The sequence below is a fragment of the Serratia sp. NGAS9 genome, from assembly GCF_009905295.1.
GTDB lineage: Bacteria > Pseudomonadota > Gammaproteobacteria > Enterobacterales > Enterobacteriaceae > Serratia > Serratia bockelmannii.
Map to the genome: position 1 here is coordinate 3,025,080 of NZ_CP047605.1, position 23,811 is coordinate 3,048,890.

Annotated in this window: 27 protein-coding genes; 19 read left to right on the top strand and 8 right to left on the bottom strand. The window is 59.1% G+C overall.

Features of this window, described 5'->3' with window-relative positions:
* Positions 1-97: 97 nt before the first annotated feature.
* The 3 genes from fliZ to GUC32_RS14490 all read right to left on the bottom strand — a co-directional run bounded on the left by fliZ (position 98) and on the right by GUC32_RS14490 (position 2,604).
* Positions 98-607: a flagella biosynthesis regulatory protein FliZ gene (gene fliZ / locus GUC32_RS14480; RefSeq protein ID WP_025303240.1), complete on the bottom strand. Its 510-nt coding sequence runs from the start codon at positions 605-607 to the stop codon at positions 98-100.
* A 55-nt stretch (positions 608-662) separates the two neighbouring features.
* Positions 663-1,385, bottom strand: coding sequence for an RNA polymerase sigma factor FliA (locus tag GUC32_RS14485; RefSeq protein ID WP_004934752.1), 723 nt, complete (start codon positions 1,383-1,385; stop codon positions 663-665).
* A 181-nt stretch (positions 1,386-1,566) separates the two neighbouring features.
* Positions 1,567-2,604, bottom strand: a complete 1,038-nt coding sequence (locus GUC32_RS14490) for a flagellin FliC (protein ID WP_025303241.1) — start codon at positions 2,602-2,604, stop codon at positions 1,567-1,569.
* A 281-nt stretch (positions 2,605-2,885) separates the two neighbouring features.
* Here GUC32_RS14490 and fliD point away from each other — a divergent pair, with 281 nt between their 5' ends.
* From fliD to GUC32_RS14510, 4 genes are all read left to right on the top strand, one after another.
* Positions 2,886-4,286: a flagellar filament capping protein FliD gene (gene fliD / locus GUC32_RS14495; protein ID WP_127146012.1), complete on the top strand. Its 1,401-nt coding sequence runs from the start codon at positions 2,886-2,888 to the stop codon at positions 4,284-4,286.
* A gap of 26 nt (positions 4,287-4,312) precedes the next feature.
* Positions 4,313-4,723: a flagellar export chaperone FliS gene (fliS, locus tag GUC32_RS14500; protein WP_025303243.1), complete on the top strand. Its 411-nt coding sequence runs from the start codon at positions 4,313-4,315 to the stop codon at positions 4,721-4,723.
* The gene (fliT, locus tag GUC32_RS14505; RefSeq protein ID WP_004934765.1) at positions 4,723-5,091 is read left to right on the top strand and encodes a flagella biosynthesis regulatory protein FliT; all 369 of its coding nucleotides are present in this window, start codon (positions 4,723-4,725) and stop codon (positions 5,089-5,091) included. The genes fliS and fliT overlap by 1 nt, the downstream gene beginning before the upstream one ends.
* Positions 5,092-5,399: 308 nt before the next feature.
* Positions 5,400-6,260: a helix-turn-helix transcriptional regulator gene (locus GUC32_RS14510; protein ID WP_025303244.1), complete on the top strand. Its 861-nt coding sequence runs from the start codon at positions 5,400-5,402 to the stop codon at positions 6,258-6,260.
* 479 nt (positions 6,261-6,739) lie between these two features.
* Here GUC32_RS14510 and GUC32_RS14515 read toward each other — a convergent pair whose 3' ends face one another.
* Complete coding sequence (locus GUC32_RS14515; protein WP_025303245.1) at positions 6,740-7,669, bottom strand: LysR family transcriptional regulator; 930 nt, start codon at positions 7,667-7,669, stop codon at positions 6,740-6,742.
* A gap of 128 nt (positions 7,670-7,797) precedes the next feature.
* On the opposite strand from GUC32_RS14515, the gene GUC32_RS14520 reads away from it, so the two are divergent.
* The gene (locus tag GUC32_RS14520) at positions 7,798-8,397 is read left to right on the top strand and encodes an FMN-dependent NADH-azoreductase (RefSeq protein WP_025303246.1); all 600 of its coding nucleotides are present in this window, start codon (positions 7,798-7,800) and stop codon (positions 8,395-8,397) included.
* A 173-nt stretch (positions 8,398-8,570) separates the two neighbouring features.
* Here GUC32_RS14520 and GUC32_RS14525 read toward each other — a convergent pair whose 3' ends face one another.
* Positions 8,571-8,771 carry a hypothetical protein gene (locus tag GUC32_RS14525; protein ID WP_025303247.1) on the bottom strand — a complete coding sequence of 67 codons (201 nt, stop codon included), beginning with the start codon at positions 8,769-8,771 and terminating at the stop codon, positions 8,571-8,573.
* Between the two features lie 80 nt (positions 8,772-8,851).
* Entirely contained in the window at positions 8,852-9,166 is a 315-nt protein-coding gene (gene fliE, locus GUC32_RS14530; RefSeq protein ID WP_025159836.1) for a flagellar hook-basal body complex protein FliE, read from the bottom strand.
* 315 nt (positions 9,167-9,481) lie between these two features.
* Here fliE and fliF point away from each other — a divergent pair, with 315 nt between their 5' ends.
* From fliF to sra, 14 genes are all read left to right on the top strand, one after another.
* A complete protein-coding gene (fliF, locus tag GUC32_RS14535) occupies positions 9,482-11,182 on the top strand; it encodes a flagellar basal-body MS-ring/collar protein FliF (RefSeq protein WP_043138608.1) in 1,701 nt (566 codons plus the stop codon).
* Positions 11,179-12,171, top strand: coding sequence for a flagellar motor switch protein FliG (gene fliG / locus GUC32_RS14540; protein ID WP_025303249.1), 993 nt, complete (start codon positions 11,179-11,181; stop codon positions 12,169-12,171). Before fliF ends, fliG begins: the two co-directional genes overlap by 4 nt.
* Positions 12,164-12,868 carry a flagellar assembly protein FliH gene (gene fliH, locus GUC32_RS14545; protein ID WP_025303250.1) on the top strand — a complete coding sequence of 235 codons (705 nt, stop codon included), beginning with the start codon at positions 12,164-12,166 and terminating at the stop codon, positions 12,866-12,868. Before fliG ends, fliH begins: the two co-directional genes overlap by 8 nt.
* Entirely contained in the window at positions 12,868-14,229 is a 1,362-nt protein-coding gene (gene fliI / locus GUC32_RS14550; protein WP_004934781.1) for a flagellar protein export ATPase FliI, read from the top strand. The genes fliH and fliI overlap by 1 nt, the downstream gene beginning before the upstream one ends.
* 21 nt (positions 14,230-14,250) lie before the next feature.
* Entirely contained in the window at positions 14,251-14,697 is a 447-nt protein-coding gene (gene fliJ / locus GUC32_RS14555; protein ID WP_043138615.1) for a flagellar export protein FliJ, read from the top strand.
* On the top strand, positions 14,694-15,923 hold the full coding sequence (locus tag GUC32_RS14560) for a flagellar hook-length control protein FliK (RefSeq protein ID WP_141998317.1): 1,230 nt from the start codon (positions 14,694-14,696) through the stop codon (positions 15,921-15,923). The genes fliJ and GUC32_RS14560 overlap by 4 nt, the downstream gene beginning before the upstream one ends.
* A 165-nt stretch (positions 15,924-16,088) precedes the next feature.
* The gene (fliL, locus tag GUC32_RS14565) at positions 16,089-16,574 is read left to right on the top strand and encodes a flagellar basal body-associated protein FliL (RefSeq protein ID WP_025303253.1); all 486 of its coding nucleotides are present in this window, start codon (positions 16,089-16,091) and stop codon (positions 16,572-16,574) included.
* 5 nt (positions 16,575-16,579) lie between these two features.
* Entirely contained in the window at positions 16,580-17,584 is a 1,005-nt protein-coding gene (fliM, locus tag GUC32_RS14570) for a flagellar motor switch protein FliM (protein ID WP_025303254.1), read from the top strand.
* Positions 17,577-17,993, top strand: a complete 417-nt coding sequence (gene fliN / locus GUC32_RS14575; RefSeq protein WP_038876868.1) for a flagellar motor switch protein FliN — start codon at positions 17,577-17,579, stop codon at positions 17,991-17,993. The genes fliM and fliN overlap by 8 nt, the downstream gene beginning before the upstream one ends.
* Positions 17,993-18,397 (top strand): flagellar biosynthetic protein FliO, encoded by a 405-nt coding sequence (gene fliO / locus GUC32_RS14580; RefSeq protein ID WP_025303256.1) that lies wholly within the window; start codon positions 17,993-17,995, stop codon positions 18,395-18,397. The genes fliN and fliO overlap by 1 nt, the downstream gene beginning before the upstream one ends.
* Positions 18,394-19,155, top strand: coding sequence for a flagellar type III secretion system pore protein FliP (gene fliP, locus GUC32_RS14585; protein ID WP_025303257.1), 762 nt, complete (start codon positions 18,394-18,396; stop codon positions 19,153-19,155). Before fliO ends, fliP begins: the two co-directional genes overlap by 4 nt.
* Before the next feature lie 21 nt (positions 19,156-19,176).
* A complete protein-coding gene (gene fliQ, locus GUC32_RS14590) occupies positions 19,177-19,446 on the top strand; it encodes a flagellar biosynthesis protein FliQ (protein ID WP_004934803.1) in 270 nt (89 codons plus the stop codon).
* 2 nt (positions 19,447-19,448) lie between these two features.
* Entirely contained in the window at positions 19,449-20,231 is a 783-nt protein-coding gene (gene fliR, locus GUC32_RS14595; RefSeq protein ID WP_043138626.1) for a flagellar biosynthetic protein FliR, read from the top strand.
* A gap of 356 nt (positions 20,232-20,587) precedes the next feature.
* Entirely contained in the window at positions 20,588-20,722 is a 135-nt protein-coding gene (gene sra, locus GUC32_RS14600; protein ID WP_342122093.1) for a stationary-phase-induced ribosome-associated protein, read from the top strand.
* 272 nt (positions 20,723-20,994) lie between these two features.
* On the opposite strand, the gene flgL is transcribed toward sra, so the two are convergent.
* Together flgL and flgK are read right to left on the bottom strand one after the other, a co-directional pair.
* The gene (gene flgL / locus GUC32_RS14605) at positions 20,995-21,954 is read right to left on the bottom strand and encodes a flagellar hook-associated protein FlgL (RefSeq protein ID WP_016927302.1); all 960 of its coding nucleotides are present in this window, start codon (positions 21,952-21,954) and stop codon (positions 20,995-20,997) included.
* A gap of 59 nt (positions 21,955-22,013) precedes the next feature.
* Positions 22,014-23,663, bottom strand: a complete 1,650-nt coding sequence (flgK, locus tag GUC32_RS14610) for a flagellar hook-associated protein FlgK (protein ID WP_033643519.1) — start codon at positions 23,661-23,663, stop codon at positions 22,014-22,016.
* Positions 23,664-23,811 lie beyond the last annotated feature (148 nt).

The window sequence follows — 23,811 nt, forward strand, 5'->3', positions numbered from 1 at the left end:
AACATCTGATAACCGATAGATTTAGCAGATGTGAACTGAATAATCATCCTTTATCACGGGGGATCCGCAGACCCCGGCCCTGCGGCCGGGGAAAATCTCAGTAGCTGCGCTGCCAGGCGAGATACTGATCGTATTTGCGCAGCGCAATGCGGTAGTTGTTGTGCGCCGCGGTAGGCAGATCGTCGATAATGCGCTGATGGCTGGCGCTGCTGGCGAATTTATCCGCCGGATAGTTGCGCGCCACCAGCATTTCGTCCAGCCGGCGCAGCCGCACCACATACTCGCGGATGGTGCTGTGGCTCATCTCGGTCTGTTCGAACAGATACTGCTTGAACGCCATGATGTCGAAATAGCTCGGGTGGCTGTTACAGGAGATCTCGCTGCAAAAGCGGCACAGCGCGGTCAGCTCGTGCTGCACGTTTTGCCAGACCGCATCGTCGATCGGCTGATCCATGCGCGCGATGGCTTCTTTATTGATAATCTTGCCGCGAAACACCAGCGCCATGCGGTCCAACAGTTTGCCGCACTGGGAGCAATGGGTCTGGCTGTGCTTGTAGTCTTTCAGGTAACGGCTAAGCGGCCGTTTCTTCAACAGTATTCCTGGCATAAGGGGCAGTCCGATTGTCGCATGAGTCATCGAGTTGAGGGGCGGCGGGTCGCCGTCAGGTATCGTTCGCCAGCCGCGCACGCAGCCGTTTGATCGCCTGACTGTGCAGTTGGCTGACGCGGGACTCCCCGACGTCCAGCACGGCGCCGATCTCTTTGAGATTCAACTCTTCCTGGTAATACAGCGTCAGCACCATTTTTTCGCGCTCCGGCAACGCCTCGATGGCGTCAATCACTCGTTGGCGCAGGCTGCCTTCCAACAGGTGATGCAGCGGGTTGGCCTCTTCATGCCCTTCCAGCATCGGTTCCGCGTTCTCGCCATGCTCCTCGCGCCATTCGTCGTAGGAGAAAAGCTGGCTGTTATTGGTGTCCAACAGAATTTGACGGTACTCATCCAGCGAGATATTCAGCGTCTGCGCCACTTCCGTCTCGCTCGCCGGGCGGCCGTAACGCTGTTCCAGTTGCCGCATCACCTGCGCGACCTCGCGCGCATGGCGCCGCACGCTGCGCGGCACCCAGTCGCGGCTGCGCAGCTCATCGAGCATCGCGCCGCGAATGCGCTGCACCGCATAGGTGGTAAAGGCGGTTCCCTGTAGGGCGTCATAACGCTCAACGGCGTTCAATAGCCCGATTCCCCCGGCCTGCAGCAGGTCGTCAAGCTCCACGCTGGCGGGCAGCCTGACCTGCAGGCGCAACGCCTCGTGGCGCACTAACGGCACGTAGCGCAGCCAGAGAGAATTTTTGTCCATCACGCCTTCGGCGGTATACAGATCGCTCACTATGTCTTAAACCTGCGGATAAGAGAGTCAGCGCTATTATGCGTAGGGGGCGAAATGCCAATCGGCTGAACAGTCGCACAAAACAGGCTTTATTTGCGCCATGTAATAACCGCGCGGTGCGCGAGCATAAAAAACCCCGCCGAAGCGGGGTTTCTTTGCGACAGTTAATCGGGAGAGACGATTAACGCAGCAGGGACAGAACGTTCTGAGTAGACTGGTTAGCCTGTGCCAGAACAGAGGTGCCAGCCTGTTGCAGGATGTTGGCACGGCTCATGTTGGACACTTCGGTCGCGTAGTCAGCATCCTGGATACGGGACTGAGAAGCGGACAGGTTGTTCACGGTGCTGTTCAGGTTGTTGATAACAGAATCGAAACGGTTCTGTACCGCACCCAGAGAAGAACGCAGGCCGTCAACCTGTGCCAGCGCTTTGTCCAGAGTGTCCAGTGGCGTTTGTTTCAGATCGGCATCTGCACCAGCAGTCACTTTACCATCATCAGCGATGGTTGCGGCTTTATAAGTTTTAGCACCATCTGAAGCGGTGGTTTGGACATAGAAAGCTTCCTTGCCGTCTTTATCTTTGGCAGTTACTAAAGCTTCGCCATCTTTCAGACCCGATGTTTTAGAATCGTAAGTGATGTCTTTAGTACCGTTATTGATTGTAGCGCCGTCAGCGATAGCTACTGGTTTTGCAGTTACATCAAATTTTTCCAGGCCCAGTTGCTTAGCGTCGATTTTTTTCAGGTCGATATCGATGGTTTCACCGTCGTTAGCGCCAACCTGAATGGTCAGTTTCTGATCGCTGCTCAGCACTTTCACGCCGTTGAAGTCAGTTTGTTCGGAGATACGGTTGATCTCTTTCAGGCGCTGAGTGATTTCGTCCTGGATAGAGTTCAGGTCGCTGGTGGAGTTGGAACCGTTCTGCGCCTGTACGGTCAGACGACGGATGTTCTGCAGGTTGTCGTTAACTTCGTTCAGTGCGCCTTCAGTGGTCTGCGCCAGAGAGATACCGTCGTTGGCGTTGCGAGAAGCCTGAGTCAGGCCTTTGATGTTCGCGGTGAAACGGTTGGAGATCGCCTGACCCGCAGCATCGTCTTTCGCGCTGTTGATACGCAGACCGGAAGACAGACGCTCAATCGCAGTGCCCAGAGAAGACTGAGATTTGTTCAGGTTGTTCTGCGCCATCAGCGACAGGCTGTTAGTGTTGATTACTTGTGCCATTGTTTGCTTTCCTTACGAGTCAGTTGCGTTCTTCGCAACACGGTTAAAAGGTTCGGGCTTATTTGCCCACGGCGTCAACCACCGTCTCCTCAGGTATCGGCCCTCCCCTAACAACCTTTAGCAATTTTTTAAAATTTTTTGCGTCTGCGGCAATGGCAGAAATAACGCGGTTTTTCCCTCCTCTATTGCGCCATCGGTTTTTTGCTTTTATCGGTAAACTTTTTCATCACTGGGCCGATAACGCGTAAAGCGAATAAAGTCATCATCAAGGAGAATTACTCATGGCAACGATCAGTTCATTAGGTCTCGGCTCAGGACTCGACCTCAACGGCTTGCTGGATAAGCTGACCAAAGCGGAACAGCAGCGTCTGACCCCTTACACCACCAAGCAATCCAGCTATAACGCCCAGTTGACCGGTTACGGCACGTTGAAAGGCGCGCTGGAAAAATTCGACAACCTCAGCAAAGAGATGGCGAAGGAGGATTTCTTCAAGGCGACTACCGCCACCGAACACGACGCCTTTAAAATCACCACCAACGCCAAGGCGGTGCCGGGCAACTACGTGGTAGAAGTCAAGAACCTGGCGCAGGCGCAAACTCTGACCACTCAGGCGAAAGTCAGCGACCAAGGCGCTAAATTAGGTACCGAAGGCGCCACCGACCGCTCGCTGACCATCACCGCCGGCAACCCGCCGAAAGAAACCAAAATCCCGCTCAGCGACGATCAAACTTCGCTGGTTGAGCTGCGCGACGCCATCAACGGTGCCAAAGCCGGCGTCACCGCCAGCATCATGCGCGTCGGCGACAACGATTATCAATTGGCGGTCAGTTCCTCCACCACCGGCGAAAACAACAAGATTTCCCTCCAGGTCGATAACGACGATAAGCTGGGCGATATCCTGAACTACAACGCCACGCGTGGCACCTCCACCGCCATGAAGCAGACGGTCGCGCCGCAGGATGCGGAGCTGATGGTGAACGGCACTGCCATCAAACGCAGCACCAACTCGATCAGCGATGCCCTGCAGGGCGTCACCATCGATTTGAAAACCAAAACCAAAACCGATGAACCGCAGCACCTGGTGATCAGCACCAACACCGCCGGCACCACCGACAAAATCAAAGAGTGGGTCGACAGCTATAACTCATTGCTGGATACCTTCAACGCGTTGTCCAAGTTCACCCCGGTGAAAACCGGCGAAGCGCCAAACCCCAGCAACGGTCCGCTGCTGGGCGACAACACCCTGCGCGGCGTTCAGTCGTCGATCAAAAGCGCCCTGAGTGCAGCCCAGGACAACCCGGAGTTGAAAGGCCTGGGCAACCTCGGCATTTCCACCAACACCAAAACCGGCAAGTTGGAAATCGACAGCGCCAAGCTGAAGAAAGCGATGGATGAGAAGCCGGATCAGGTCAGCAACTTCTTCGTCGGCAACGGCAAAGACACCGGCATGGCCACCGAGATCCACAACCAGATCCAAAGCTACATCAAATCCGGCGGCATCATCGAGAACTCGACCAAAAGCATTAACACCAACCTCGATCGCCTGAACAGCCAGATCACCACGGTCACCGCCAGCATTCAGAACACCATCGATCGTTATAAACAACAGTTCGTTCAGCTGGATACCATGATGTCGAAAATGAACGGCACCAGTAACTATTTGGCTCAACAGTTCAAGTAACCCTTTAACAAGGTAAAGAAAACAGCATGTATAACCGTAGCGGCACTCAGGCCTATGCGCAGGTCAGTCTGGAAAGCGGCGCCATGAGCGCCAGCCCGCACCAGTTAATCGTGATGTTGTTCGACGGGGCGCTCAGCGCCCTGCTTCGCGCACGCATCCTGATGAACCAGGGCGATATCGCCGGCAAAGGTATGGCGCTGTCCAAAGCCATCAATATCATCGACAACGGCCTGAAAAGCGGCCTCGACCCTCAGCAGGGTGGTGAGATCGCCGAAAACCTGGCGGCGTTGTACGACTATATGAAGCGTCGGCTGATGCAGGCCAACCTGCACAACGACGAAGCGGCGATCGCCGAAGTGGTCAAACTGCTGGAAAACATCGCCGACGCCTGGCGCCAGATTGGCCCTAACTACCAACCTTCGCAGGACGCCATGTAATGGAACGTCAACAGCAGCTGTTAGCCGCTTATCAACAAATTTATAGCCTGAGCAGCCAGATGATCGCGCTGGCGCAAACCGGGCGCTGGGAGGAGCTCGTCGAGCTCGAATTCGCTTACGTGACGGCGGTGGAAAAAACCGCCGCCTTCACCGGGCAAGCCGGCCCGTCAATGGCGCTGCAGGAAATGCTGCGCAATAAGCTGCAACAGATCCTCGACAACGAAACCGAGCTCAAACGTCTGTTACAGCAGCGGATGGATGAGCTGAAGATGCTGATCGAACAGTCCACGCGCCAGAACGTGGTCAACAATACCTACGGCCAGTTTCATGATCGTGCGCTGTTGCTGGGGGAACCACAGGTCCGATAAGATCGACAATACTGACGAAAATGGATTAAATAGCACTATGCGCTATTACTCTCGGGTTACGTTAGGATATTAATCTATGGCATTTGAATTATTCAGTTTATGGGTAATTGGTAAAATGCGCGCTTCGAGCCTGGCTCTCACTTTAATGGATAAACATTATCCCGACACGGACGTTTTCTGTTCAGCAGGAAATTGATTTTTGATAGATAAAACACGCCGCTGTGTTTCACGGCCCATGGAAAAATGTTGCTCCAACGCGGATCAAAGCGTAAAGATATTCTCAGATAATGGCTGCGAAATGAATATCGATGGAACGTACAATTAATCTCTGTCCAGGAATTGGCGCCTCAGCGCACATCATTCAGCATACTGAATTATTATTCCCTTCAGTCTATTTTGAGCAACCACATCTGTATCTGATACAACAAGGCCATAAGCGCGTACGCTGGCAACAACACGAGGTGGTGGCTCATGCCGGCGAGCTGTTGATTATCGACGGGGGGCAAACGGTGGATATTATTAATGGCCCATCCGCAGAAGGTGTTTTCAGCTGCCAGTTGCTGACCTGCGATCCACGGCTGCTCACGATTCAGCCTCCGGCTGAGGAAGCGCCGACGCCAATGCCGTTCGATGCCGTCCTGGCGCTGCGCAACCTGCCCTGCGCCCTGAAGCACAGTTTTGAGACGACCAGCCTGGCGCTGGCGCTCCGGCAGCGGTTTCCCACCATCATCGTGCGGCACAAAATGCTGGAAATTCTACTGTGGCTGGCCCAGTTCGGCATTCGCTTCATCCACAACGAAGCCAAAGACCTCACCCAACGCGTGCGTCGCTGCCTGGCAACCGATCCGCACAGCATTTGGACGGCGGCCAAAGTGGCGGAAAGCCTGTCGATGAGTGAAGTGATGCTGCGCCGCAAACTGTCGATGGAAAATACCGCATTGCGTAATCTGATGATCGACGTGCGCATGAGTAGCGCGCTGGCCCTGCTGCAGTCGACCGACTGGCCGATCTCCGCCATTGCGCAACATGTCGGCTATGAAAGCGCATCACGTTTCGCCGAACGTTTTCGCAAACGTTTCGGTTTCGCCCCTACCGCTATTCGCGGTCATCAAAGGATTATGGAACCCGGCTCTCAAGGCATTGAGTCGCTGGTCGCCGGAGAAACCTAAATAGACGCGTAACAAAATGGCTTTATTTGACACAGATCCCTAACGATTGTCACACCGCCGAGATACGCTACGCAACGTTCATCCGCCGAAGAGCGAAATAAATGATGCGTAATGAAAAGCGATTATTTTCTCTAGCAATCACGTTGTTGGGGCTGTGGCTGTTGGTATTGTTGTATGAAGAAGACATGATGCGTTTACTTGCCGCACAATAAAACGGCCAGGCTTTTTATCGCCTGGTCAGACTTCAGTCTAGTTTAACCAGAACGCCAATTAATACGGCAAGTACCGTCAGCATTAAAATACTGATCAGACGCCATCTGGATTCGCTTTTCGTGCTCATTGACCTGCCTCGAATAATAACCCTACTAATCAGGCTATAATAAACGGTCACCTGCGTATTCAATAAGCCTGACAGCACCGTTTTCGCCCCTCTATTCGGTAGATTAGCGCCCATTCCTTGTCGGTTGCGACACCGGCCATTAGCACGGCAATACCGGTGGTGCCACAAGCGCCAATTTCCCCGGTAGCTCCGCCACCAGTTTTTCCACCGCCAGCCGCACCTTGAGCGGCTGGTAAGGCATATAGGGCCACACGGCATTCACCGGAAAACTGAGGCTGGATCCACCGCGCATGATTTCCACCAGCGTCCCTGCCATCAGCCGCTCGCGTACCAGCCACTCCGGCAGCCAGGCAATACCGGCTCCGGCGGAAACGGCATCGACGATCCCCTGCATGTCATCCATCATCATCTTGGCCGGTGGCCTGAACGACTGCAGCTCACCGTTTTCGCCGCGAAGTTGCCAGGGCAACACGGCGCCGGCGTGCAGATACCCCACCGCCTGGTGTTGGCTTAACGCGTCCAGCGTGCTCGGTTCACCACTGCGCCGCAGGTAGTCGGGCGAGGCGCACAGCAGCATGCCGTGTTCGCCCAAGCGCCGGGCAACCAAACTGCCGCTGTCCGCCAGTTCGCCGATGCGAACCGCCAGATCGAACCCCTCATCGATCAGATCGATCCTGCGGTCGTTGAACGAAATTTCCAGCGTCAGTAAGGGATGCTCATTCGCCAGTGCCGTCATCAAGGGTGCAATGCACAGATGGCCGAACAACACCGGCATCGAGATCCTGAGCCGGCCTCGGACCTGCATCTTGCCACTGTCCAACTGGTTTTCCGCCGCCTGAACGTTCGCCAACGCCTGCCGGCAGTGCTCGTAGTACAACGCCCCTTCATCCGTCAGGCTCAGGCTGCGCGTCGTGCGCATAAACAACATCACGCCCAGCCGCGCCTCCAGACGCGACACGATTTTGCTGACCGCAGAACGTGTCAGATGCAGTTTTTCTGCGGCGGCGGCAAAACTGCCGCCTTCCGCTACGGCAACAAACGCCGGCAGTGCGCTGAGATCGCTTTTCATCTTAATGCTTCCAAATTGGAATCAATTAAGTGAAAACCTATCACCACTGGTGAGCATCAGGCAATGGTAACCTGCAGTCATTCCGGAGTCCCGGTGAAAACCACAGATTACCGTCAGAGGACAACAGCATGAAAAAAATACTGGTACTCAAATCCAGCATTATGGGAAACGACTCGCAGACCAATAACCTGATTGACCACTATCTGGCGGCGCGTCGGGCCAAAGGATATGAAGATCAGATCGTCGAACACGATTTGACGGCCTTGGATCTGCCGGTATTGGACGGCGAGCTGTTCGATGCGCTGCGAGGCGCAGAAAACATCAGCCCACGCGCCAAAGCGACGGTAGCGCTCTCCGACCGGCTGATTGCCGAACTGAAAGGGAGCGATCTGCTGCTGATCGGCGCGCCGATGTATAACCTCAACGTTCCAACCCAGCTGAAAAACTGGTTCGATCTGGTGGCCCGCGCCCGGGTGACGTTCAACTATACCGCCACTTACCCAGTGGGGCTGGTAGAAGGCGTCAATGCGCTGGTATTCAGTTCACGCGGCGGCATACACGCCGGCCAGCCGACCGACGCCGTGACGCCGTACCTGCGCTCGGTGATGGGGCTGATGGGGATCGGCGACGTGCAGTTTATCTATGCCGAAGGGCTGGATATGAAACCGCACGGCCTCGCTCAGGGGTTGGCGAACGCCCGCGAGCGGATCGCAGAATTGGCAGGCTGAAGCAAACGCACAGCAGCATTGATTTGTTATAACATAACAAATATGATAACCGCGTCGGCACCACTTCGAGCGGGCGTCGACGCTCCTACATCACATACATAAATGTTTTATCGCACCTTCAGCCAGCTATTTCGATAGCTGGTTTTTTTTGCCTATTGGCTGAAGTCGTGACTTCAGTATTGCCGGGCAGCGCGTTTCATTTCTCGCTCGCCGGGCGACTGCGTTTTCACCGACAGTGGTGCGACAAACGCTTTCCATTCTTTGCCGGCGTCCTGATGAGCCGCATTTTTTTGTGCCGATGAATAGTCATCGTTTTGCCCGGCGCATCCAGACAACGCCATGATACCCAGAGCAAGATACAGCGATTTGTACATCATCCTATCCCGATAAATGACCGTCGCTATAGGGTAACAGCGCCGACCCAAATTTCACTGAAAAATGATCGGCACGTTCATCACACCGGCATATTCATAATATCCTGGTAGGCCGCCACCAGCTTGTTGCGCACCTGTACGCCCAGCTGTAAAGACACCGACGATTTCTGCAGATCGACCATCACATCGTTCAGGCTGATGCCCGGCACGCCCAGTTCGAAATCCTGCGCCTGTTTGCGCGCCGTTTGCTGGGTCTCGCTGATCTTGCCGAGCGCCGCGGTCAGTTCGCTGGCGAAGCTGACGCCCTGCGGCGCCGCATTCTGCCCCATCTTGCCGGCCTGAACCGCCATGGTCTGCATCTGCTGCAGTACCCCTTCAATGCCCTGAATCGCCATCTGATCCTCAATCATCTCGTCTCGCCGGGTGACGTTTTCACCCTGCACTTCTCCAATGATGCACACCCTAGCACAGCGTTTTCAGACCTAAAGCGGTTAATTAACTGCAAAAAACCCGGCTTATCGGGCAATCGGAATCGTCTGATAAGGCGAATAATGGCCTGCCCAGAAATGGGAGCGCCGCTATTTAGAAGATATGTGTATCAGGGAGTCTGTTTTGTCACACAACGCTAACCATACCGTTCATCAGCCTGGCAGGGAGCTGCTCAGCCGCCCATACGGGATCGTGAGCGCCATTGAAGGACGAGACCTAAAATGAGTGCTTCGATAACCGCCGGCGAAAGCCGCGACAACGGCCTGCAAGCCATCTGGAATCGTCTGCGCGCCAACCCGAAAATTCCGTTGCTGGTCGCCGCTTCCGCCGCGATCGCGATCGTCGTCGCGCTGCTGTTGTGGGTGAAAAGCCCCGACTACCGCGTGCTGTACAGCAATCTGAACGACCGCGACGGCGGCGCCATCGTCACCCAGCTGACGCAGATGAATATCCCTTATCGCTTTGCCGAAAATGGCGCAGCGCTGCTGATCCCGGCGGAAAAAGTGCATGAAACCCGTCTGCGCCTCGCGCAGCAAGGGCTGCCGAAAGGCGGCGCCGTCGGTTTCGAACTGCTGGATCAGGAAAAATTCGGCATCAGCCAGTTCAGCGAGCAGATCAACTATCAGCGCGCCCTTGAAGGCGAGCTGTCGCGCACCATCGAGTCGCTGGGGCCGGTGCAAAACGCCCGCGTTCACCTGGCGTTGCCGAAACCTTCGCTGTTCGTACGCGAACAGAAATCCCCTTCCGCGTCGGTGACGCTGACCCTGCAACCCGGCCGTGCGCTGGACGACGGCCAGATCAACGCCATCGTTTATATGGTGTCGAGCAGCGTCGCCGGCCTGCCGCCGGGCAACGTGACCGTGGTCGACCAGGCTGGCCGCCTGCTGACGCAGTCCGACGGCACCGGGCGCGATCTCAACGCCTCGCAGCTGAAATACGCCAACGAAGTGGAAAACGGCTTCCAGCGCCGCATCGAGGCGATCCTCGCCCCGGTGGTCGGCAGCGCCAACGTGCGCGCGCAGGTCACGGCGCAGATCGACTTCGCCACGCGCGAACAAACCGATGAACAGTACCAACCTAACCAACAGCCTGACAAAGCCGCTATTCGCTCTCAGCAAACCAGCCTGAGCGAGCAGATCGGCGGGCCACAGGTGGGCGGCGTGCCAGGCGCGCTGTCCAATCAGCCAAGCGCACCGGCCACCGCGCCGATTGAGACCGCCAAGCCGGCCAACGCCGCAGGCAACAATGCCAATGCCACCGCGCAAAACGCCGCAACCACCCGCAGCGCGGCGGCCAACGGCGTACCGCAAAATACCCGTCGCGACGCGACTACCAACTACGAACTCGACCGCACCATTCGCCACACCCAGCAAAAAGCCGGCACCGTGCAGCGTCTGTCGGTCGCCGTGGTAGTCAACTACCTCGGCGTAGATAAAGACGGCAAACCGCAGCCGATGAGCAAAGAGCAGTTGGCGCAGATCGAAGCGCTGGTGCGTGAAGCGATGGGCTACTCCAGCAGCCGTGGCGATACCCTGAACGTGGTCAACACGCCGTTTACCGACAGTCAGGTGACCGGTGGCGAACTGCCGTTCTGGCAAAGCCAGTCGTTTATCGATCGCCTGATCGACGCGGGCCGCTATCTGCTGGTGCTGCTGGTGGCCTGGCTGCTGTGGCGCAAACTGGTGCGGCCACAGCTGCAACAGCGCCAGGCGGCGCAACAGGCCGCCATCGCCGCCGCCAATGCCCCTGCCGCCAAACCGGCCGACAGCGGCAAACCGAGCAACGAGGAGCTGGCGCAGCGTCGTAAATCGCAGCAGCGCGTCAGCGCAGAAGTCCAGAGCCAGCGGATCCGCGATCTGGCTGATAAAGACCCACGCGTGGTCGCTCTGGTAATCCGCCAATGGATGAGTAACGAGATATGAGCCTGACCGGAACCGACAAAAGCGCCATCTTGCTGATGACGCTGGGTGAAGATCGCGCGGCGGAGGTGTTCAAGCACCTCTCCTCGCGCGAAGTACAGCTGCTGAGCGGCACCATGGCCGGCATGAGCCAGGTTTCGCACAAACAGCTCGGCGAAGTACTGACCGAGTTTGAAGACGACGCCGAGCAATACGCGGCTCTGAGCGTCAACGCCAGCGACTATCTGCGCTCGGTGCTGGTCAAGGCCCTGGGCGAAGAGCGCGCCGCCAGCCTGCTGGAAGACATTCTCGAATCGCGCGAGACCACCACCGGCATGGAAACGCTCAACTTTATGGAGCCGCAGAGCGCTGCCGATCTGATCCGCGACGAACACCCGCAGATCATCGCCACTATTCTGGTGCACCTCAAACGCGGCCAGGCGGCGGATATCCTGGCCCTGTTCGACGAACGTCTGCGCAACGACGTGATGCTGCGTATCGCCACCTTCGGCGGCGTGCAGCCGGCGGCGTTGGCGGAGCTGACCGAAGTGCTGAACAACCTGCTCGACGGCCAGAACCTCAAGCGCAGCAAAATGGGCGGGGTGCGCACCGCCGCCGAGATCATCAACCTGATGAAAACCCAGCAGGAAGAAGCGGTCATCGACGCGATGCGCGAATACGACGGCGAGCTGGCGCAGAAGATCATCGACGAGATGTTCCTGTTCGAAAACCTGGTGGAAGTCGACGATCGCAGCATCCAGCGTCTGCTGCAGGAAGTGGAAGGCGAGTCGCTGCTGATCGCATTGAAAGGCGCCGAACAGCCGCTGCGCGAGAAGTTCCTCAAGAACATGTCGCAACGCGCCGCCGACATCCTGCGCGACGATCTGGCCAACCGTGGGCCGGTGCGCATGTCGCAGGTGGAGAACGAGCAGAAAGCCATCCTGTTGGTGGTAAGACGCCTGGCGGAAACCGGCGAAATGATCATTGGCGGCGGCGAGGACACCTATGTCTGATCGCATTAACACCCTGCCCTGGCAGCCCTGGTCGCTCAACGATTTGGGCGAACAGAAACCGGCGTTCGACCTGCCGCCGCTGCCGGATCTCGAACAAAGCGATCCGTCGCCGGACGCGCAGGCCGAATTGCAACAGCAGCTGGCGACGCTGCGGCTGCAGGCTGAGCAACAGGGCCAGCAGTTGGGCTATGCCGACGGCCAGCAAAAAGGCTATGAAGCCGGTTTTCAGTCCGGTCTGGAAGAAGGCCGTCAGCAAGGGCTGCTGGAAGCGCAGCAGCAGCAACAGCCGCTGACCGCCCACTGGCAGCAGTTGGTTACCGAATTCCAGCACACGCTGGACGCGCTCGACAGCGTGATCGCTTCACGGTTGATGCAGCTGGCGTTGACCGCCGCCAAACAGGTGCTGGGCCAGCCGCCGGTGTGCGACGGCACCGCCCTGCTCGCGCAGATCCAACAGCTGATCCAGCAGGAGCCGATGTTCAACGGCAAGCCGCAGCTGCGGGTCCACCCGGACGACTACCCCCGCGTCGAGCAACAGTTGGGGGTTACCCTCAGCCTGCACGGCTGGCGCCTGTTGGCGGACGGCGAACTGCATCCGGGCGGCTGCAAGGTCAGCGCCGAGGAAGGCGATCTCGACGCCAGCCTGGCGACGCGCTGGCATGAACTGTGCCGCCTGGCGGCACCGGGAGAAGTCTGATGACCGCGCGTCTCGGCCGCTGGCTGAGTTCTCTGGATACGCTGGAAAAACGCATCGCCCGCGCGCCGACGGTGCGCCGCTACGGCCGCCTGACCCGCGCCACCGGGCTGGTGCTGGAGGCTACCGGCCTGCAGCTGCCGCTCGGCGCGACCTGCCTCATCGAACGGCACGACGCCGGTGAAGTGCAGGAAGTGGAAAGCGAAGTGGTCGGCTTCAACGGCCAGCGGCTGTTCCTGATGCCGCTGGAAGAAGTCGAAGGCATCGTGCCGGGCGCGCGGGTTTACGCCCGCATCGCGCCGGAAGGCCAAAGCGCCGGCAAACAGCTGCCGCTCGGCCCAGCCCTGTTGGGACGGGTGCTGGACGGCAGCGCCAAACCGCTCGACGGCCTGCCTTCACCGGAAACCGGTTACCGCGCGCCGCTGATCACCGCGCCGTTCAACCCCTTGCAGCGCACGCCGATCGAGCAGGTGCTGGACGTGGGGGTGCGCACCATCAACGGTCTGCTGACCGTCGGTCGCGGCCAGCGCATGGGCCTGTTCGCCGGCTCCGGCGTCGGCAAGAGCGTGTTGCTCGGCATGATGGCCCGTTATACCCAGGCGGATGTGATCGTCGTTGGCCTGATCGGCGAGCGCGGCCGCGAGGTCAAAGACTTTATCGAGAACATTCTCGGTGCCGAAGGCCGGGCGCGCTCGGTGGTGATCGCTGCGCCGGCGGACGTATCGCCGTTGCTGCGCATGCAGGGGGCGGCCTACGCCACCCGCATCGCCGAAGATTTCCGCGATCGCGGGCAGCACGTGTTGCTGATCATGGACTCCCTTACCCGCTACGCCATGGCGCAGCGTGAGATCGCCCTGGCCATCGGCGAACCGCCGGCGACCAAAGGCTATCCGCCTTCGGTCTTCGCCAAACTGCCTGCGCTGGTGGAACGCGCGGGTAACGGCATCAGCGGCGGCGGTTCCATTACCGCCTTCTACACCGTATTGACCGAAGGGGACGATCAGCAAGACCCGATCGCCGACTCGGCGCGCGCCATCCTCGACGGCCACGTGGTGCTGTCCCGGCGCCTGGCGGAAGCCGGCCATTACCCGGCTATCGACATCGAAGCGTCAATCAGCCGCGCCATGACGTCGCTGATCGACGAAGAGCATTATCGCCGGGTACGCACCTTCAAGCAGATGCTGGCCAGCTATCAGCGCAACCGCGATCTGATCAGCGTCGGCGCCTACGCGGCCGGCAGCGATCCGTTGCTGGACAAAGCGATGACGCTGTACCCGCAGATGGAAGCGTACCTGCAACAGGGCATCTTTGAACGCAGCGGCTACGATGAAGCCTGTCAACAGCTGCAGCAGTTGATTGTTTAACGTCACCAGAGGCGCACAGCGATGAAATCACAATCTCCCCTGATTACCCTGCGAGATCTGGCGCAGGATGCGGTGGAACAGGCCGCGCAACAGCTGGGCCAGGTACGGCAGGCGCAGCAGGCGGCAGAGCAACAGCTGTCGATGCTGCTCAACTATCAGGACGAATACCGCCAGAAGCTGAATCATACGCTTTGCGACGGCATGGACAGCTCTAGCTGGCAAAACTACCAGCAGTTTATCGGCACGCTGGAACAGGCCATCGACCAGCACCGCCAGCAGCTGCTGCAGTGGGGGCAGAAAGTGGATCATGCGGTGAAGCAATGGCAAGACAAACAACAGCGGCTGAACGCTTTCGAGACCCTGCATACCCGCGCCTTAAATGCGGAGCAGCAGCAGGAGAACAAACGGGATCAAAAACTGATGGATGAGTTCGCTCAACGCAGTGCACAAAGGAATATCAACCCATGAATCTGAACGCCCTGCCCGGCCTGGCCTTACCCGGCGACGCCGGCGGCCTGGCCGAACTGACGTCGGCGCTGGATGAGAGCCAGTTGTCGTCGGCCTTCGCCCAGCTGCTCGGCGCACGTTTCGCGCCCGCCGCCGATGGCAAACAGCCGCCGGTCGCGCTGAGCGCGGACGAGGAACGCGCCCCGGCCCTGAGCCGCAACCAGCTCAATCAACTGCTAGCCACCTTCGGCGAGCGCGGCGGCCTGCTGCAGAACCCGGCCACCCCAGCCGATGCGCTTTCACCTGAAGGCGCCGAAGCCGAGGCACCCACCGCCGGCGACAAACCGGCGCAACCACCGATCGCCGCCGCCAAAGAGCTGGATGCCGCAACGCTGCAGGCGCTGTACGCCATGCTGCCGGCCGCGCTCGTCGCCCAGGCGCAACCGACCGAAGGCCAACGTTCGCTGCCGGTGGAAAACGCTGACGAGGCGACTGCACTGCAGCCCGGCAATGGCCTGCTGAACATTGCGGCGGCCGGTGATAAAACCGCCGCGCGTTCATCGGCATCCCCTGCTCCGTCGCTGACAGGGGCGAAAACGCCGGCCACCGGCGACGATAATGCCAAGGCGGCGCTCCCGCAACCGACCAGCGGTGAGCGCGCAAGTGCCGCACAGCCGCTGCCGGCGAGCGATGCACAGCAGCAACCGACGCTCAACCATGCCGTCGCCCTGGCCGCCGCCAGCCCAACGCAAACGGCCGCACCGGCCAGCGCACTGGTGACCGCACCGCCTACGCCGCAGCTCAACGCGCAGTTGGGCAGCCCGGAATGGCAGCAGGCGTTGAACCAACAGGTGCTGATGTTCCACCGCAACGGCCAGCAAAGTGCCGAGCTGCGCCTGCACCCGCAGGAGCTGGGCGCCTTGCAGATCACGCTGAAACTGGACGATCAGCAGGCGCAATTGCACATTGCTTCCGCCCACGGTCAGGTGCGCGCGGCGGTGGAAGCAGCGATGCCGCAGCTGCGTCACGCGCTGGCGGAGAGCGGCATCAACCTGGGGCAAAGCAGCGTGGGCGGCGAGTCCACCCCGCAATGGCAACAGGGGCAGCAGCAGGCGTCCAACGGCCAGGGGCGTTCCAGCTATGCTGAACATGCTGGCGGTGAGGCTGCGGCCGCCGACGGCGTCAGCGCGCCGGTGGCGCTGCAGCGCATGGCCAGTGCGGTCAACGGCGTCGATATTTTCGCCTGAGCCGCCGCAAACGCCCAAGCTGGCACCCATTTGCGCGTCTATTCAGGCTATTGCACGCCGTGATAGACGCGATAATACCTTTACATGTCATGCGTGCGGCTTTGCCGCGCGCCATGCCCGCCGCCTCGCAGGCTGCGGGTGGAACAACAGGAATTAGATTTGGCTATGTCTCAGAACACCCTTCCGGCAGCACCGAAACGCTCCCTTCTGGTCATCCTGCTGGTATTGATCAGCGTCGTCGCCTGTGGCGCCGCGGGCTACAGCTGGTGGCTGCTGCAACAGCATAAAAACGGCGCCGAACCGGCCGCCGTCAAACAGCAACCGCCGGCCGCGCCGGTGTTCATGCCGCTCGACACCTTTACCGTCAACCTGGTGACGCCGGACAACAACCCGGATCGCGTGCTGTATATCGGACTCACGCTGCGTCTGCCGGACGAAAGTACCCGCCGTCAGCTGAACGATTTTCTGCCGGAAGTGCGCAGCCGCTTGCTGATGCTGCTCTCCCGTCAGGAAGCGGGCCAGCTGGCCAATGAACAAGGGAAGCAACAGCTGGTGGCGCAGATTAAGGACGTGCTCAGCCCGCCGCTGGTTAAGGGACAACCGAAGCAGGTGGTCAGCGACGTGCTGTTCACCGCCTTCATACTGCGGTAATCACTATGGGCGATAGCATTCTTTCACAGGCAGAGATCGACGCCTTGCTCAACGGCGACAGCGCGGGTGATGAACCCGAAGCGATAGTCGGCAAAGAGAGCGAGGTTAAGCCTTACGATCCGAACACCCAGCGCCGCGTGGTGCGCGAGCGTCTGCACGCGCTGGAAATCATCAACGAACGTTTTGCCCGGCAGTTCCGCATGGGGTTGTTCAACCTGCTGCGCCGCAGCCCGGACATTACCGTCGGCCCGATCAAAATCCAGCCGTATCACGAGTTCGCCCGCAACCTGCCGGTGCCGACCAACCTGAACCTGGTGCATTTGAATCCGCTGCGCGGCACTGCCCTGTTCGTGTTCGCGCCGAGTCTGGTGTTCATCGCCGTCGACAACCTGTTCGGCGGCGACGGCCGCTTCCCGACCAAAGTCGAAGGCCGCGAATTCACCCCGACCGAACAGCGGGTGATCAAACGCATGCTGCGCCTGGCGCTGGACGCCTATGGCGACGCCTGGAGCGCCATCTACAAGATCGACGTGGAGTACGTGCGTGCCGAAATGCAGGTGAAGTTCACCAACATCACCACCTCGCCGAACGACATCGTGGTCACCACGCCGTTCCAGGTGGAGATCGGCGCGCTGACCGGCGAGTTCAACATCTGCATTCCGTTCGCGATGATCGAACCGCTGCGCGAGCTGTTGACCAACCCGCCGCTGGAAAATTCGCGGCAGGAAGACAGCCACTGGCGCGAAACGCTGGTGAAGCAGGTGCAGCACTCCGAACTGGAGCTGATCGCCAACTTCGTCGATATCCCGATGCGGCTGTCGAAAGTCCTGAAGCTGCAACCGGGCGATGTATTACCGATAGACAAGCCGGAACGCCTGATCGCCCATGTGGACGGCGTACCGGTTCTGACCAGCCAATACGGCACGTTAAACGGGCAATATGCCCTGCGTGTTGAACATTTGATTAACCCTATTTTGAATGCTCTGAGTGAGGAACAGCCCAATGAGTGATCCTAAGCAACCGTCTGGCGAAGGAAAGGAATCCGTAGACGATCTGTGGGCTGATGCGTTTAACGAGCAGCAGTCGACAGAGAAATCCGGCGCGAGCACCGAAGGGGTGTTCAAGTCGCTGGAAGCTCAGGATGCGCTCGGCAGCCTGCAGGATATCGACCTGATCCTGGATATTCCGGTCAAGCTGACCGTGGAACTGGGGCGCACCAAGATGACCATCAAAGAGCTGCTGCGCCTGTCGCAAGGCTCGGTGGTGGCGCTGGACGGCCTGGCCGGCGAGCCGCTGGACATCCTGATTAACGGTTACCTGATCGCACAAGGTGAAGTGGTGGTGGTGGCCGACAAGTTCGGCGTGCGCATCACCGACATTATCACCCCGTCCGAACGCATGCGTCGACTGAGCCGCTGATGACCGTTGCGGCGCCCGTAACCGTTCAAAGCAGCCAATCCCCCGCCGCGCCGGCCCTGCCGGCCGGTTCGGTGTTGATGCAGGTCAGCAGCGCGCTCGGCGGCATTCTGCTGCTGATCCTGCTGGCCGGTTGGCTGTTCCGTCGGCTGGGTTTCGCCCCGCAGGCGCGCAACAACAAACTGCTCAACCTGCGCGCCAGTTGCCAGGTCGGGCAGCGCGAGCGCGTGGTGGTGGTGGAAGTCGATGACACCTTGCTGGTACTGGGCGTCACCGCCCAGCAGATCACCCCGCTGCACACCCTGCCCGCCCCGCCGAAAGACGAGGGCGCGGCCGACGTGGCGACGCCGGCGGACTTCCGCCAACTGATGCAAAAAGTTCTGAAACGCCCGGAAAAATCGGCATGACCTCGACTCTTCATACCCTCGTCCGCCGTCCGGCGGTTTGGCTCCCTGCCGCCCTGCTGTTCATCAGCCCGGCGGCTTTGGCACAACTGCCGGGGCTGATCAGTCAGCCGCTGGCCAACGGCGGCCAAAGCTGGTCGCTGCCGGTGCAGACGCTGGTTCTGTTGACCTCGCTGACCTTCCTGCCGGCCATGCTGCTGATGATGACCAGCTTCACCCGCATCATCATCGTGCTCGGCCTGCTGCGCAACGCGCTGGGCACGCCTTCGGCGCCGCCGAACCAGGTGATGCTGGGGCTGGCGTTGTTCCTGACCTTCTTCATCATGTCGCCGGTGTTCGACAAGGTTTATCAGGACGCCTACCTGCCGTTCAGCCAGGACAAAATCGGGCTGGAAGTCGCGCTGGATAAAGGCGCGCAGCCGCTGCGCGAATTCATGCTGCGCCAAACGCGCGAAACCGATCTCGCGCTGTACGCCAGACTGGCCAATCAGCCGCCGCTGGCCGGCCCGGAGGCGGTGCCGATGCGCATCCTGCTGCCCGCCTACGTCACCAGCGAACTGAAAACCGCCTTCCAGATCGGCTTTACGGTGTTCATTCCGTTCCTGATTATCGACCTGGTGGTCGCCAGCGTGCTGATGGCGCTGGGGATGATGATGGTGCCGCCCGCCACCATCTCGCTGCCGTTCAAGCTGATGCTGTTCGTGCTGGTCGATGGCTGGCAGCTGCTGCTCGGCTCGCTGGCGCAGAGCTTCTATTCGTAACCCCTGACCGGAGAACGCGAGATGACACCTGAATCGGTTATGGCGCTCGGCACCGAAGCGATGAAAGTCGCGCTGGCGCTGGCCGCCCCGCTGCTGCTGGCGGCGCTGATCAGCGGCCTGGTCGTCAGCCTGCTGCAGGCCGCCACCCAGATCAACGAAATGACGCTGTCGTTCATCCCTAAAATTCTGGCGGTGGTGGCCACCATCATCATCGCCGGTCCCTGGATGTTGAATCTGTTGCTGGACTACATGCGCACTCTGTTCAGCAACCTGCCCACCCTGATCGGCTGACCGTGCTCACCTTCGACAGCGCCCAGCTCACCGTCTGGCTCAGCCACTACTTTTGGCCGCTGCTGCGCATTCTGGCGCTGATCAGCACCGCGCCGATATTCAGCGAAAAACAAATCAGCAAAAAGGTCAAAATCGGCCTTGGCGGGCTGATCGTCATCCTGATCGCGCCGACGCTGCCCGCCAGCAATATCCCGATCTTCTCCGCCGCCGGCCTGTGGCTGGCGGTTCAACAGATTCTGATCGGCGTGGCGCTGGGATTGACCATGCAGTTCGCCTTCGCGGCGGTGCGCCTGGCGGGCGAAGTGATCGGCATGCAGATGGGCCTGTCGTTCGCCACCTTCTTCGATCCCAGCGGCGGCCCGAACATGCCGGTGCTGGCGCGCCTGCTTAACCTGCTGGCGATGCTGCTGTTCCTCAGCTTCGACGGCCATCTGTGGCTGATTTCACTGCTGGCGGACAGCTTCCATACCCTGCCTATCCAAACGCAGCCGCTGAACGGCAACGGCTTCCTGGTGTTGACCCAGGTTGGCTCGCTGATTTTCATCAACGGCATGATGCTGGCGCTGCCGCTGATCTGCCTGCTGTTGACGCTGAACATGGCGCTCGGCCTGCTCAATCGCATGACCCCGCAGCTGTCGGTCTTCGTGATCGGTTTCCCGGTCACCATGACCTTCGGCATCATGACGCTGGGTATGATGATGCCGATGCTGGCGCCGTTCTGTGAACATCTGTTCGGTGAAATCTTCGATCGACTGGCGGCGGTAATCGGCGGCATGACCTTCTAAGCCCCTGCAACGCCCCTCCCTTTCCCCCTTATCTGCCTGAGACAAAATGGCAATAAAAACGCTTTCTTGGGACAAAAGCCTGAGAAACGCCTTTTATCCGGATTAAGGTTCAAATGTCTCCGGCGGCTTGAATAAATAAAACCCCGACCTAGAATAGACCCGGCAACAGAAATATCGCTTGTACCACGCTAGCCATCAGCGGCGATAAAAACGCTGGCTCCCAATTGGAAATAAAAAATAACGCAGTCACGCAGGGTAAAATGCGCGACAGATAACTTACACCCTGAATAAATGCGTCCGGCGCCTGCCGGCTGCAGGGCGCAGCATCGACCTTTGCTAACCACAGGAGCGAGAAAATGATTAAAGCGAAAAGCAACCGCAAAGCACGCCGGTTATTCGGTCTGACCCACTGGAAAAGCAACAAGTTTAGAGTTTCGTTTACCGAGACGGCCGACGACGGAAAATGGAAAGTGGAGAAGAAAAAGAAATAGTAGCGCTATTTATCGTCAGGGAAATAATATCCATCGAGATTCTTCCACCGCTGATTTCAATAATGCCATTGCGCATTAAACAGGGGTGACAATCGTATTATTTCTTTCCTGATGAAAAAAAGGCGCGTCACTCAGTCAGTAGTGGGAGAACGAGCGACGCGCCAAACGAGTGCACCCGGTTTCAAGAAGCCTCCCTCCCCGCGAGGCGGAGAAGGCATTTTCTAAGCGCACTAAAGGGAAACCCGTCGCGGTCAGGCAACGGGGTATTGCTCTTAACGATTCATCTGGAACAGCGACATGCCCTGCATATCGCTGAAGGTTTTATACGACGCCTGCAGTGCTGCCTGCTGCATGAAATAAGACGAGATAGACTCGGCCAGATCGGCATCCGTCAACGCGCTCATCTGGATCTGGTTGGTCATGTCACGCTCTTTACCGATGCTGTCCAGCTGATCCATTTCCTGCAGCTGACTGCCCAGCTCGGCGCGCACGCTCAACACGTTGTTGTAGGAGTTGTCCAGACCGCGGTTGGCTTTCGCCAAGGCATCGTTCACCTGCTGCTTGGTGGCCTCGTCGGCGCCCTGCAGCGGGGTTTTCAACGCGTTCAGCGCAATATCGATGCTCTCGAATACGTTGCTGACCGGCGCGCTGCCGTCCGGCTCGGGCTTCGGATTGCTGGTCAACGACATGAACACCGCGTTGCCGGTATGGCCGATGGTCATGGTGCGGTTGGCGTCCACTTTCTGCTGAACCGTCTTGTCCCCGCCCTGATAACTGACGGTGCCGCCGTTATCGACGAACGGCGCCTTGTCGTTCACATATCCGCCGAACATATAGCGGCCGTTGCCGTCGGTGCTGTTGGCCTGGTTCAGCAGCTGATCTTTCAGCCCCTGCAGTTGGGTGGCCAGCGACTGGCGATCGTTATCGCTTTCGGTGCCGCCGGCGTTGACGATCAGCGCCTTCATATCCGCGATGGTGGAGGTCGCGCCGGCCAATACCGTTTCTTCCATCGACACGTTCTGACGAGCGAAGGTGCGCGCCAGCGTGTACTGGCTGTTTTCCGCCTGCGACTGCGACAACATCACCGCGCGCGACGCCGCCAGCGGATCGTCGGACGGGTTGATCACCCGCTTGCCCGAGGAAAGCTGCTCGGCCGCCTTCATGAACAGCGACTGGTTGCCCGTGATGCCGTTCATGTTCTGTTGGTACATCATGCTGGTGCTCATGCGCATGCTGTGGGTTCCTTACTCTGAGCGACCGGCGCCGTTATCGGCGCCGATTAACAATGAAATCAACGAATATTCAGCAGCGCGTCGAACAGCGAGCTGGCGGTCTGAATCACCTGCGCGTTGGCCATGTAGTACTGCTGGAAACGCAGCAGTTCACCGTACTCTTCGTCAAGGTTGACGCCGGACATCGACTGCTGTTGCGCGCCCAGCTGCGTGACGATTTTGGCCTGCGAGGTAGCGATGGCCTTGGCGGCGGCGGTCTGGTTGCCGACGCCGCTGACGATGCCGGCGTAAGCGCCGCTCAGGGTCGCTTTGCCGTCCACCAGGTTTTTGGTTTGCAGATCCAGCAGCTTCTTGGCGTTCTCGTTATCGCCGCGGCCGCTGTCGTCTTTACCGGCGGCGGCGATCTTGGACGAATCGGTGATGGCCACTTTCAGGTTGCCCGCCACGTCGCTGACCGGCTTCACGGTGAAGCTGTCTTTGGCCTGCGCATTGCCGTCGATGCTCACTTCCAACCCGTCGAAGTTCAGCGTCGGTTTGCCGTCGGCGCTGGTGCCCGGCGTGGCGTTGACTTTCACATTGTCCGGCAGGCGGCTGACCTGCCAGTTGCTGCCGTCGAACTCAACGCGATAATCGTTAGCCTTCACCTTGCCGGTATCGGTGTAAGAAACCGACAGCGACGCGTCGCCGGTGTTGCGGGTGTTATCCACCACCCGGCCACCGCTGAAGCTGAAGAAGTCGCCGCCTGCGTCACCGTTCAGATCGAAGCCGGCGCGATGCTGTTGGTTAAAGCTGTCCGCCATCGCCAGCGCCAACTGGCCCAGCTGATTGCGCACGCCGTCCAGCGTTTCGCTGCGGAATTTCAGCACGCCGCTCAGCGTGCCGCTGGTGATCTGGCCTTCCGGCACTTCGCTGGCGCCGTTGCCGCGGTTATAGCCGATGGTCAGACGGGAAGGATCGCTGCTGGAAGGCACGGCTTCCACCTGATACGTATTGCTGCCCTGCACCAGCGTCAAGCCGTTGGCGAAGGAGACGGTATAGGCGTCGCCGTCCTGTTGCGTGACCTGTACGCCCACCAGTTGGTTCAATTCGGTGACCAGCTGATCGCGCTGATCCAGCAACGCATTTGGCTCGCCGCCGGCGCTGCCGCGCAAACGGGTGATCTCATCGTTCAGCTTGGCGATCTGCTGGCCGTAGCTGTTGATCTGCTGCGCCGTATCGCTGATCTGCTGATTGACGCCGTTGTCCATGTCGCGCAGAAATTTGTCGGTGTTGTTGAACTGGTTCACCAGGCCGTTGGCCTTGCCCAGCACCGTTTGGCGCGCGGCATCATCACCGGCGTTGCTCACCAGGTTCTGCAGGTTGGTGAAGAAATCCTGCATGTTGGTCGACAGCGGGTTGGTCTTGCTCGCCAACAGATTGTCGATCTGCGAAATCTTCTCGTAATAGGCGTTCTGCGCCCCGAACGCGCTTTGTGCGCCGCGCAGCTGGTTGGTGATGAACTGGTTGTACTCGCGGTTAACGCTGGTGACGGTCACGCCGTTGCCGATAAAGCCGCTCATGGTGGCCATGCCGCCGTTCTGCGCCAGGATCGCGGTCTGGCGGTTGTAGCCCGCCACGTTGTAGTTGGAGATGTTGTTGCTGACGGTACTGAGCGCCACCTGAGCCGCATTCAGCCCGCTCATCGCGGTATTGATTAAGCTATTGGACATCGGAATTCCTTATGCTGCGGCGCCGGTGGCCCACAGGGTTCTTAATTGAGCTGCTGAGCCTGTTCGCTCAGCCTGTTTCGGTTATCGGCCAAAATGAGAAGAACTTGAGGAAAAAAAGCGGCAACGCGGTCAGCATCCAGCTAGCCTT